Origin of the sequence: Streptobacillus ratti, from assembly GCF_001891165.1 — a bacterium.
Classification (GTDB): Bacteria; Fusobacteriota; Fusobacteriia; order Fusobacteriales; family Leptotrichiaceae; genus Streptobacillus; species Streptobacillus ratti.
Genome location: NZ_LKKW01000037.1, coordinates 1 through 12932 on the forward strand (window position 1 = coordinate 1; position 12932 = coordinate 12932).

Consider the following 12932-nt stretch of genomic DNA (forward strand, 5'->3'; position numbering starts at 1 on the left):
GAACTCTCCTCTTTTTTTTAATTTATTATTTTTTAAAAATACTTGATAAATATTGAAAATACTTGATAAATAATGTATAATTAAAGAATAAAATAAAAGTAAGAAATAGAAAAATGGAGGTATATTATGGAATTAAGAGATTTACAATTAAATATAGAAAAATATTTAGATAAAAAAATAAAATTAGATGGTTGGGTAAAGAAAATAAGATCACAAAAGAAGTTAGGATTTATAGAATTTAATGATGGAACATATTTTCAAGGTATACAAGTCATATTTGATGATAGTTTAGAAAATTTTGAGGAAATTTCAAAGTTATCAATATATTCTTCAATTTCTATAGAGGGTACTTTAGTTAAATCACAGGGGAAAGGACAAAATTTTGAAATTAAAGCTGAAACTATTTATGTGTATAATAAGGCTGATATTTCAAATCCTTTACAAAATAAAAGACATGGTATGGAATTTTTAAGAACCATAGCTCATTTAAGACCTAGAACTAATACATTTAGTGCAGTATTTAGAGTTAGATCATTACTTGCATATGCAATACATAAATTTTTTATGGAAAGAAACTTTGTATATGTACAAACACCAATATTTACTAGTACAGATGCTGAGGGTGCTGGAGAAATGTTTCAAGTTACAACACTTGATTTAAATAATATACCTAGAAATGAAGAAAATATGATAGATTATAGGGAAGATTTTTTTGCAAAACCTTCATTTTTGACAGTTACAGGTCAATTACATGTTGAAGCTTTTGCGTCAGCATTTCATAATACATATACTTTTGGACCAACTTTTAGAGCAGAAGAATCATATACTGCAAGACATGCAGCTGAATTTTGGATGATAGAACCTGAAATCGCTTTTGCTAACTTAGAAACAAACATGGATATTGCAGAATCTATGATTAAATATATTATTAAATATGTTATGGATAACGCACCACTTGAAATGGAATTTTTTAATACATGGATAGAAAAAGGTATAATAGATAAGTTAAATAATATAGTAAATAATGATTTTGGACGTATTACATATACTGAAGCTATTGATATACTTAAAAAATCAAAAGTAGAATTTACTATTCCAGTTGAATGGGGTATGGATTTAAAATCAGAACATGAAAGATATCTAGCAGAAAATGTATTTAAAAAACCAGTTTTCGTTACAGATTATCCAAAAGATATTAAAGCATTTTATATGAAACTTAATGAAGATGGTAAAACTGTAAGAGCTATGGATTTATTAGCACCAGGTATAGGTGAAATTGTTGGTGGAAGTCAAAGAGAAGATGATTACGATAAATTAGTTAATATAATGAAAGAAAAAGAATTGAATATAGAAGAGTATTCATGGTACTTAGATTTAAGAAAATTTGGTTCATTCCCACATTCAGGTTATGGATTAGGTTTTGAAAGAATGTTAATGTATATTACAGGTATTTCAAATATAAGAGATGTGTTAGCATTCCCAAGAACAGCAAAAAGCTTAGAGTATTAAGAGGAGAAAATATGAAAAAAATATTTTTTGTTTTACTTATTATTCCTTTATTTCTTAAGGGAGATTTTTTAGAAGAACTTCAAAAAATTGATATTCTTTTACAAAAAGGACAATATAAGGAAGCATTAGAAAAAGGAAAAGAATTGGCTGAAACTGAAATAACAGAAGATGATAGAAGTTCTCTTAAAAATTTATTATCAGTTATAGAGAAAAAAATAAAATCAGAATCTGGAAATTTGGCAGATAGAATATTTAACAATACAGGAGAAATTAATTTTACTACTAATACAGCTACAGATGGAGAAGTTTCAGAAGGTACTTCAAATGGAACATTTGCTTTTCCTGGAGATGTGTTAAATGATGGAGCTAAATATCAAGAATATATGACTTTTGAAAAAGAAGTTTTAGCAAGTGATAATTCTGAAAACATATATACTTTATCAACAATATATATGAAAAGTGGCTTATATGAAAGAGCAATGAATTTAGGTCTTAAAACTAATGAAATTAGAACTGTATATAATTCAGCATTAGGAGCAAGATTAATTGGTAAATATGAGATTGCAATTAAGCAATATAAGAAAGTACTTTATTCAGATTCTGTACATTTAAATTCTTTATTAGGATTAGGACTTTCATATAGAGGTATTGGTGATAAAAGAAGTGCCGTAAATTATTTACAAAGATATTTAAATTCTGGTGGAACTAATCCAAATGTTGAAAAAATGATAGAGTATTTAAGTAGGTAGATATTATGGGGTGGATTAATTTGAGTAAAATTTTAAAAGAAGATATATGTGTGGAAATTATGAAGAGATATAATAATATTTTTCATGCTATAGATGATTTTAAAAAATATAATTTAAATCAAACAATTTTAGATAAATTATTAAAAGCATCAAAATATGACGACAAGTATTATATAAATAAATGTATGGAAGATAATATCAAAGTAGTATCATTTAAAGATAAAAATTATCCTAAAAAATTGATACAATCTGGTTTTATCTTTCCATATATTTATTTAAAAACAAATATAGATATTAATAAATTAGAAAATATATTAGCCTTTAGCTCTAATTATGATTTGATAGAAAATACTAAAAAAATATTAGATGACACATTAGAGTTAAATAGTAATATATCTTTGAGTTTAGTTACTGAAACTGATGCAGATAAGTATATTCAGAAGAAGTTTTCAAATAAAAATAATAATATGATATATATTAATTCAAGAGATTTTAAATATATACCTAAATATTATGATTTAGATAAAGACATCTTAATTTCAATAGAACCTTTTGAAGATTTGAGAAACAAAAATAATATTTTAAAATCTACATGTTTACTTGCTGGAATTAGTGATTTTCTATATGTTCCAGAAAGTTTTTCAACTTCAAGAGCTATGATAATTTCAAAAATAATGAATGATATGGGAAAAGAAATATTTGCTAGTACATCATATGGAAATAGATATTCAGGTTGTAACTATATTTTAAGAAATAATATTGCAAAGCTTGTTATGAGTAAAGATGATATAAATAAAGAGGTGAATAATGGCTAAAAATTTAGTAATAGTGGAATCTCCATCAAAAGCAAAAACAATAGAAAAAATATTAGGATCAAATTATGAAGTTCTTGCATCAGTGGGGCATTGTATTGATTTACCAAAAAGTAAGATAGGTATTGATATACAAAATGATTTTAAACCAGATTATAAAATAATAAAGGGTAAAAAAGATATTCTTGAAAAGTTAAAAGAAAAGTCTAAAAAAGCTAATAAAGTTTTCCTTGCATCCGATTTAGATAGAGAAGGGGAAGCTATAGCATGGCATATCTCAAAATATATCAATCAAGATTCTAAAGTTAAAAGAATAAAATTTAATGAAATTACAAAAACAGCAATATCAAATGCAATAAGAAATCCAAGAGATATAGATACAAATTTAGTTAATTCACAACAAGCAAGAAGATTATTAGATAGAATAGTAGGGTATAAGATATCTCCACTATTGTGGCCAATAGTCGGTAAAAAAGCATCAGCAGGAAGAGTACAATCAGTATCACTTAAATTAATTTGTGATTTAGAAGAAGAAATTAAAAACTTTGTATCACAAAAATACTATGAGTTAGATATATTAATTGCTAAAGATATTAGATTAAATCTTAGTGAAATTAATGGAGAAAAAATAGATAAAATTTTTGATGAAAGAATATTTAAAAAAGCACTTTCAGATTTAGAAAATAACAAGGTAATTATAGATGAGATAAAAATTTCAAAAAAATCTCAAAGGCCACCAGTTGTATTTAAAACTAGTACTTTACAACAACTTGCATCATCATATTTAGGTTTTAATGCGACTAAGACTATGAGAGTAGCTCAAAGACTTTATGAGGGGTTAAACATTGATGGAGAAAGTAAAGGATTAATTACATATATGAGAACGGACTCTATAAGAGTTTCTGAGGAAGCAAAATTTGAAGCAAAAAAATATATAGAAAAAAAATATGGAAAAGAATATATAGGAAACTATTATGTATCTGATAAAAAAAATATACAAGATGCTCATGAGGGTATAAGACCCACAGATATTAACTTGGTTCCTGAAAAAATAGAAAAATATTTAACTAATGATGAATTTAAATTATATAAATTAATTTGGGATAGATTTTTAGTTTCTCAATTTGCTAATGTAAAATATGATCAAATGCAGATTATTGCATCAAAAGATGAATATATATTTAAGGGTAATATAAATAAAATTACTTTTGATGGATATTATAAAATATTTAAAAGTGAGGATATGATACAAACTGGAGATTTCCCTGAATTAAAAGAAAATAAGGAATATAAGATTGATGAAATTTTAACTAAAACAGGGGATACAAAACCACCAGCTAGATATTCAGAAGCATCATTAATAAAAAAACTTGAAAGTTTAGGTATAGGAAGACCATCTACTTATGCAAGTATAATTGATGCAATTAAAGAAAAAAAATATGTAGATATAGTTGAAAAAAGATTAATACCTACAGTTTTTGGAAAAGAAGTAAAAACATTACTTGAAAATAATTTTAAAAATATTATGAATGTTAAATTTACTGCTGGTATGGAAAGTAAGCTTGATGATGTTGCTACAGGTAAAACTTTTTGGGTTGATTTACTTAAAGAATTCTATAATCATCTTTTAACTGAAATGGATGTATATAAGCAAAAAGTTGATGAACTTAAAAATAAAGTTATATATACAGATATGGAATGTAGTAGTGGTAAAGGTAGAATGATATTAAAAAGTGGAAGTTTTGGTAAATATATAGTTTGTGAATTTGATAGTAGTGATAAAATCTCAATACAAGGTATAGAATTAACTGAAGAAGATATTAACAAAGATATAGTTGAGATAAAAGATAAAGTAAAAGAATTAATAGAGATAAAAAAAGGACTTAAAACTGATATGGTTACTCCTAATGGAAGTCAATATTTATTAAAAATTGGGAGATTTGGAGAATATCTTGAAAGTGAAGATTATGAAAATGATAAGTTAAGAAAACCTTTAACTAAAGATTTAAAAACTAAAATTAAAAAAGGGACGTTAAAACCCGTAGATGGAGTATATTTATTAAAAGAATACTTTGATAAGTTAGATAGTGAAAATGAAAAAATACTTGAGCTTGCTGGAAAATGTGAAAAATGTGGAAGTGAATTTAATATTAAAATTGGAAGATTTGGTAAATTTTTAGCATGTAGTGGATATCCACAATGTGAGAATATAAAGAAAATTCCTAAAACTGATACGGCTAAAAAAAATGTTACTAAGAATAAATCTAAAGCAAAAACAACAAAAAAGATTAAAAAGAAATAGAGGGCTTTATGGATAAATTATTAGAAAAATTTTTGTATTATCAAGAAGTCGTTTTAAATAAAAGTTTTAATACAGTTAAATCATATAAAAAAGATTTAGAACAGTTTATAGAATATTTGAAAAATAATGAGGGTATAGAAGATTTTAATAAAGTAGAAATATTTACTTTTAGATCTTTTATTGCTTATTTAAATATGGAACTTCAAGTTAATAAAAGAAGTATTAATAGAAAATTATCTGCAATTAGGACATTTTTTAAATATTTACTTGAAAATGATTATATTATTGAAAATAAGGCTGTATATATATCAACACCTAAATTTGAAAAACCATTACCTAATTTTTTAACTAAAGAAGATATAGATAAATTAAGAAGTGTAATTAAATTAGAAAAAATAACAGGATTAAGAGATAGAGCTATAATAGAACTTCTTTATTCAAGTGGATTACGTTCAATGGAATTACTTGATTTAACAGAATATACTATAGATTTGAAAAATATGGAATTAAGAGTTATAGGTAAAGGTAATAAAGAAAGAATATCTTTTTTTAGTAATAATGCTCAAAAATATATATCAGAATATATTGAAAGAAAGAAAAAAGAATACAAAAACTATAATAAAGATGTTATATTTGTCAATAAAGATGGAAATAAATTAGATTCAAGATCTTTAAGAAGATTAATAACAAAATATTCTATTAAAGCTGGGATAAATAAAGAGGTAACACCTCATATATTTAGACATAGTTTTGCAACTGAGTTATTAAATCAAGGTGTTGATATTAGGTTTGTTCAAGAATTACTTGGACATAGTAGTATAGCAACAACTCAATTTTATACTCATATAAGTAAGAATATATTAAAGGATGCGTATATGAAATCACATCCTTTTGCTACTAAAAAATAGGAGAAAAAATGGAAAAAAAATGTAAAGGTTGTGGTGTTAAACTACAATCAGACGATTCAAAGCTTGAAGGATATGTACCATATGAAAAATTGATTTCAAGTGATAAAATAATTTGCAAAAGATGTTTTAGGTTAAAACATTATGGTGAAAATTTAGAAAAAGAGGAAGATAAATTAAGTTATCAAATAGAAGTAAAAAAAGCTATTAAAGAGGCAGATATAGTAATGCCTATATTTGATATTATTGACTTTGAATCTTCATTTACTACTGAAATCATAGATTTACTTGAAGATAAAACCATACTTGCTGTGATAAATAAAATAGATTTATTACCTGGATATATACATGTAGCCGAAGTATCTAAATGGGTTAAATATTATTTTTCAGAAAATAATGTATATCCTGAAGATATAGCATTTATTTCTGCTAAGAATAAATATGGAGTTAATGGTATATTTAGAAAAATACAATATATAGCCAAAAATATTTTGAAAAAGAATTTGGATAGCAATATTAAGATTGCTGTAATAGGTGTATCAAATGTTGGTAAATCTAATTTAATAAATTTATTACTTGAAAAAAATATTAGTACAGTATCTAAATTTTCTGGAACTACAAAAAAAATGTTAGTAAATAAGAAAAAAACTAAGGAATATATGTTGACAATAATAGATACTCCTGGATTAATTCCTGATGGTAGATTATCTGATTTATTAAATTCAGATATATCATATAAATTAGTACCTAGTGGTGAAATTTCAAGAAAAACATATAGACTTAAAGAAAAACAAGTATTCATGTTTGAAAATTTAGCATATTTTGAAATTAATAACATACCTGAAAATAAAACGAGTGCTATAATTTCTGCATATGCTTCAAGAGAAGTTAAATTCCATGTTACTAATATGGAAAAAGCAAAAGAATTATTAAAAAATGGATTTTTTAAATTTTTAGATGAAGAAAACTATAATAAATATTTTTCAAATGAGTTTATAAAAAATACTTACACAATAGAGGAAAATGAAGATTTTGTATTTGCTGGACTTGGATATATTGAAGTTAAAAGAGGTCCATTAGAAATTACTGCATATTATCCAAAAGGAGTAAAAACATTAGTAAGAAAGAGTATATCAAAAAATTCTGATTTTGAAGAAGAACTAGATGAGGATGATTTATGTTGGTAAAAATTTTAAGAAAAATAATAGTGGTTTTAATATTATTAATATTATCTTATTGTTACTCAACTAATAAAATATATAATTCAAGTACTAAAGAAATGGTAATTAAATAATGAAAGTTGCAGTATTAGGAAGTAGCAGTAGTGGTAATTCAACATTTGTAGAAGTCGGTGGAGTAAAATTACTAGTAGATGTAGGTTTTAGTTTAAAGAAAATAATTGAAAAACTTGAAAGTATAAATGAAAAATTAGAAGATATTTATGCTGTTTTCATAACACATGAACATATAGACCATGTTAAGTCATTAGGACCATTACTTAGAAAAACAAATGCACAAGTATATATACATGAAGATTCATATAATGTTATAAAATCAAAATTAGGTAAATATGATGAAGAAAGAATAATATTTTTAAATAAAAGAGAAGTATATATTGAAAATGCGTGTATAATAAATTTTGATTTAACACATGATGCCGAACATTGTCTAGGTTATTCATTTATAGAAAATAATAAAAAGTTTGTATATATAACGGATGCTGGATATGTTACTAAAGCTATGGAGCTTCAATGTCAAAATGCAGATGTAATAGCTATAGAAAGTAATTATGATTATGACTTATTAATGTCTGGATCTTATCCTTGGGATATAAAAAGTAGAATTAAGGGTAAATTTGGTCATTTGAGTAATCAAGATTGCTTGAAGTTATTAAGAAATAGTTATACAGAAAAATTAAAGAAAATATTTTTAATGCACTTAAGTGAAGAAAATAATATGCCATCACTTGCAATTCATAATATAAAAAAAGAGTATAAGAAAATTGATATAGAAGTTTCAGATGAAAATGTTACTAGTATTTTTGAAATTTAGGGGGAAGTATGTGGAAAGAATTAGAATATAGGATTAGAACATTAAGTGTTTATAGAAACTATAAAGGTAATGAAGAAATTATGTTAGGTCAAGGAAACAAAGAATCTAAAATAATGTTGATATTACCTGATGTAGAAAAAGAAGCTTTAGATAATGGAAATATACTTGATAGTAATAATGGTAAAGTTATACAAAATATTTTTAAATATTTAGGTATAGATACTGATAATATATATATTACTTCATTATATAAATTAGATAAAAATTTTATTAGATATGATTTAAATTCTATAGAAGAATTATTAGATGTCCTTATAACAGAAATTATGTATGTTAATCCAAAATATATAGTAACTGTAGGTGAAGAGGTCTTTAATATATTAATATCAGATGCTTTAGGTAAAGATAATAAAAAAATGAATGTAAATATAAATAAGTGTGTTGGAAATATTTATGAATATTTTGAAAAAGTCCTAATACCTATATATGATGTATCATATATATCAAAAGCAAAAAAAGAAGAAAAATTTAAAATAGTAGAAGTGTTAAAACTAATTAAGGAGAATAAATAAATGATAGGAATTGGAATAGTAGGATTACCAAATGTAGGTAAATCGACGTTGTTTAATGCTATAACAAAAACTCAAAATGCAGAAGCTGCAAATTATCCTTTTGCAACGATTGAACCAAATGTTGGTATAGTTTCTGTGCCAGATAAAAGATTAAATGAAATTGCAGAGATAATTAACCCTAAAAGAATATTGGGAGCTTCAGTAGAATTTGTTGATATAGCAGGATTAGTAAAAGGTGCATCAAGTGGAGAGGGATTAGGTAACCAATTTTTAAGTAATATTAGAAATACTAAAGCTATATGTCAAGTTGTAAGATGTTTTGAAGATGAAAATATTATACATGTTGAAGGAAGTGTAGATCCAATTAGAGATATTGAAATAATTAATAGTGAATTAATACTAGCTGATATAGACACTGTTGAAAAAGCTATAGTAAAAAATTTAAAGCTTTCAAGAACAAATAAAGAAGCTAAAATATTAGTTGATACATTAGAAAAATGTAAAAAAGTATTAGAAGAATACAAGATGTTATCAAGTTTTGATTTTACAGAAGAAGAATTAAATGTAATAAAAACATATCAATTCTTAACATTAAAACCTATGATGTTTGGATTAAATATATCTGAAGATGATTTAGTAAATGGAACTGAAAATGAACATATGAAAAGGGTTAGAGAATATGCTGAAAGTATAAAAGCAGAATGTGTTTCTTTTTCAGCTAAGGTTGAATCAGAATTAATAGAAATAGAAGATGAAGATGAAAGAAATGAATTTATTGAAAGCTTAGGAATAAAAGAACCTAGTTTAAATAGATTTATAAGAGCAGGATTTAAATTACTTGGATTAATTTCATATTTTACTGCTGGAGAACAAGAAGTTAGAGCATGGACTATAGAACAAGGGACTCTTGCTCCTAAAGCAGCAAGTGAAATACATTCTGATATAGAAAGAGGATTTATTAGAGCTGAAGTAGTGGCATATGATAAATTTATTGAATATAAAGGATGGTCAGGTAGTAAAGAAAAAGGTGCAATGAGATTAGAAGGAAAAGAATATTTAGTTAAAGATGGAGATGTAATGTTCTTTAGATTTAATGTGTAAAGGAGAAAAATATATGTATGATTTATTAGTTATTGGATGGGGTAAAGGTGGAAAAACTTTAGCAGGAATTTTAGCAAATAAAGGTAAAAAAGTTGCTATAATAGAAAAAGATTCTAAAATGTATGGTGGTACATGTCCTAATGTAGGTTGTCTTCCAACAAAAGCAATGGTTCATAGATCTAAATTATTAGTTGAAATGGGAGCATTAGGTGTTGAAAGAGATTATGAATTTAATAATATAATATATCAAAATTCATTATCAGAAAAGAAAAAACTTGTTAATAAAGTTAATACAGCTAATTTTAATTTATTAAATAATAATGGAAATGTTACTGTATATAATGGAGAAGCTAAATTTATATCAAATACTGAAGTTATGGTAAATGGTGAAATTTTAAAAAGTAAAAATATAGTAATAAATACAGGTTCTAAAACAAGAATACCTAATATTAAAGGAATAGAAAGTAAAAAAATATTAACTAGTGATGATGCCTTAGAACTTGAAGTATTACCTAAAAAATTAGCAGTAATAGGTGGAGGATTCATAGGGCTTGAATTTGCAAGTTACTTTAATAATTTCGGTTCAGATGTTACAGTATTTGAGGGTATAGATAAATTTATGCCTAGAGAAGATAATGATATATCTGAAACTATATTTAACATATTAGTTGAACAAGGTATGAATTTTAACTTTGGAACTAAAGTATTAGAATTTAATGAAACTAATGATAAAATAGAAGTTAAATTTGAAAAAGATGGAGAAGTTAAATCTGATATATTTGATAATGTTTTAATTTCTATTGGAAGAGAACCTAATACTGATGGACTTGGATTAGAAAATACTGATATTAATGTTTCTGATAATGGAGCAATAGTTGTAAATGATTATTTAGAAACTACAGTTTCAGGAATATATGCCTTAGGTGATGTAAAAGGTGGAGAAATGTTTACAGCAGTATCTTTAGATGATAGTAGAATAATTCTTCCAAGAATATTAGGAGAAAAAGGAAGAAGTCTTAAAGATGGAAGAAATGTACCTAAAGTCTTATTTATTGACCCAAGCTATGCACAGGTAGGACTTAATGAAAAACAAGCTATTGAACAAGGTATTAAATATATAGTAAAAAAATTACCTACAACAGCTATACCTAAATCTTTAGTAATAGGGGAAACTGATGGATTTACTAAAGTATTAATTAATGAGAATGATGAAATTATTGGTGCTTTTATAATCAACTATGAAGCTCATGAAATGATTAATTTATTAGCACTTGCTATAGACCAAAAAATAAAATATCAAGTTTTAAGAGATTTAATTTACGCTCACCCTATATTTACAGAAGGATTAAATGATATTTTAAAATAAATAGGAGGAATAAATGGAATCTGTTATGACATATTTAAAAAAAATATTTGATTTAACTTTTATGATAGAATGGGTAGAAAATAATTTATTTAGATTATTAATAGGGTTAATTGTATTATTTTTATATAGAAAAATAGCTGATTATATCATAAAATTATTAGATAGAATTCTATTTTCAAAAATTAAAGATCATGGTTTAAGAAGCTTCTTAAAATCATTCTTGAAAATATTTATACATATAGTATTAATATATTTAATTATAGGGTTATTTGGATTTAATTTAACATCTGTATTTGCTTTAGTTGGAGCCCTTTCAGTAGTTCTAGGGTTTGCTTTTAAAGAAATTATACAAAATATTTTTGGTGGAGTAATATTATTAGTATTTAAACCATTTAAAGTTGGAGATGTTATAGAATATAATAGCTATATTGGTACTGTAAAGAAAATAGAAATTTTCTATACAAAACTTATTAATTTTCAAAATGAAACAGTAATTGTTCCAAATGGAATATTAATTAATAATGAAATAAAAAATATAACAGCTCAAAATAGAAGAAGATTAGATTTAATAATTTCTGTATCATATGAATCTAATTTAGCACAAGTTAAGGAAATATTAGAACAAATAGTAGAAGATTGTAAATATGTACTTAGAGGAGAAAATGATAAAGTAACTATAGGTATTGGAGAACTTGCTAATTCATCAATTAACTTTGTAACTAATGTGTATGTATTACCAGAAAATTATGTATTAGCTAAATTTTTCATTCTTGAAGAAGCTAAAAAAAGATTTGACATGGCAGGTATATCAATACCATTTAATCAACTTGATGTATATATTAAAAATAAATAGAGGTCATTATGGAAATAATTAGATGTGAAAATTATGATTATACTAGTAATACTTATGTTATAAAAAGTGATGAAAAAACATATATAGTTGACCCTGGTTCTAAGGATATGAGTAGAGTATTAGAATATATTAAAGAAAATGATTTAGATTTAACAGCAGTACTTTTAACTCATGGTCATTTTGATCATATTTTAGGATTGCCAATGATACTTGAATATAAAAATGTTGAAGTATATATACATGAAAATGAAAAAGAATTTCTATATAATGACAAATTGTCATTACTTTCATGGGCAGATACAACTCAAAGTTATTTAAATACATGCCTAGAAAATATAAAAATAGTAACATTAAAAGATGGAGATAAGATAGATAAATTTGAAGTAATACACACAGCTGGTCATACTAGTGGTGGAATATGTTATCATAATTTAGAAGAAAAGATATTAATTACTGGAGATACATTATTTAAAAACACATATGGTAGAGTTGATCTTCCTACAGGAGATTCAGAATCTATGTGGAAATCTATAGCTAAGATATTAAAATTAGAAAAGGATACTATTATATATCCCGGACATGGAGATAGTACTACTGTTGCTAAAGAATATGCTTTTTATTATTCAGCATTTTAGATTGTTTCTTTAAGTTAAGGTATTTATGCAATGAATATTTTCATATAATATATATATACATATATAGAAGAAAGAA

At 24.6% G+C, this 12932-nt stretch carries 12 protein-coding genes; all 12 read left to right on the forward strand.

All coding sequences use genetic code 11. The features are described from left to right. Positions 1 to 126: 126 nt before the first annotated feature. The 12 genes from asnS (at position 127) to BT993_RS06075 (ending at position 12856) form a co-directional block, all read left to right on the forward strand. Positions 127 to 1509, forward strand: coding sequence for an asparagine--tRNA ligase (gene asnS, locus BT993_RS06020; protein ID WP_072593678.1), 1383 nt, complete (start codon positions 127 to 129; stop codon positions 1507 to 1509). A gap of 11 nt (positions 1510 to 1520) precedes the next feature. Next, positions 1521 to 2258, forward strand: coding sequence for a tetratricopeptide repeat protein (locus tag BT993_RS06025; protein ID WP_072593679.1), 738 nt, complete (start codon positions 1521 to 1523; stop codon positions 2256 to 2258). 20 nt (positions 2259 to 2278) lie between these two features. After that, entirely contained in the window at positions 2279 to 3073 is a 795-nt protein-coding gene (locus tag BT993_RS06030; protein WP_143604288.1) for a hypothetical protein, read from the forward strand. Beyond that, positions 3066 to 5372, forward strand: coding sequence for a type I DNA topoisomerase (gene topA, locus BT993_RS06035; protein ID WP_072593681.1), 2307 nt, complete (start codon positions 3066 to 3068; stop codon positions 5370 to 5372). Before BT993_RS06030 ends, topA begins: the two co-directional genes overlap by 8 nt. An 8-nt stretch (positions 5373 to 5380) precedes the next feature. Beyond that, complete coding sequence (gene xerA, locus BT993_RS06040; RefSeq protein WP_072593682.1) at positions 5381 to 6280, forward strand: site-specific tyrosine recombinase/integron integrase; 900 nt, start codon at positions 5381 to 5383, stop codon at positions 6278 to 6280. 8 nt (positions 6281 to 6288) lie between these two features. After that, positions 6289 to 7464, forward strand: coding sequence for a GTPase (locus tag BT993_RS06045; RefSeq protein WP_072593683.1), 1176 nt, complete (start codon positions 6289 to 6291; stop codon positions 7462 to 7464). A gap of 106 nt (positions 7465 to 7570) precedes the next feature. Further along, positions 7571 to 8329, forward strand: coding sequence for an MBL fold metallo-hydrolase (locus BT993_RS06050; protein ID WP_072593684.1), 759 nt, complete (start codon positions 7571 to 7573; stop codon positions 8327 to 8329). Positions 8330 to 8337: 8 nt separating this feature from the next. Continuing rightward, a complete protein-coding gene (locus BT993_RS06055; RefSeq protein ID WP_072593685.1) occupies positions 8338 to 8901 on the forward strand; it encodes a uracil-DNA glycosylase family protein in 564 nt (187 codons plus the stop codon). Continuing rightward, on the forward strand, positions 8902 to 10002 hold the full coding sequence (ychF, locus tag BT993_RS06060; RefSeq protein WP_072593686.1) for a redox-regulated ATPase YchF: 1101 nt from the start codon (positions 8902 to 8904) through the stop codon (positions 10000 to 10002). A gap of 13 nt (positions 10003 to 10015) precedes the next feature. Continuing rightward, positions 10016 to 11368, forward strand: a complete 1353-nt coding sequence (locus BT993_RS06065) for a dihydrolipoyl dehydrogenase family protein (RefSeq protein ID WP_072593687.1) — start codon at positions 10016 to 10018, stop codon at positions 11366 to 11368. Positions 11369 to 11381: 13 nt separating this feature from the next. After that, positions 11382 to 12221, forward strand: a complete 840-nt coding sequence (locus BT993_RS06070; RefSeq protein WP_083557412.1) for a mechanosensitive ion channel family protein — start codon at positions 11382 to 11384, stop codon at positions 12219 to 12221. A gap of 8 nt (positions 12222 to 12229) precedes the next feature. Further along, entirely contained in the window at positions 12230 to 12856 is a 627-nt protein-coding gene (locus BT993_RS06075) for an MBL fold metallo-hydrolase (RefSeq protein WP_072593688.1), read from the forward strand. The last annotated feature ends 76 nt before the right edge of the window (positions 12857 to 12932 follow it).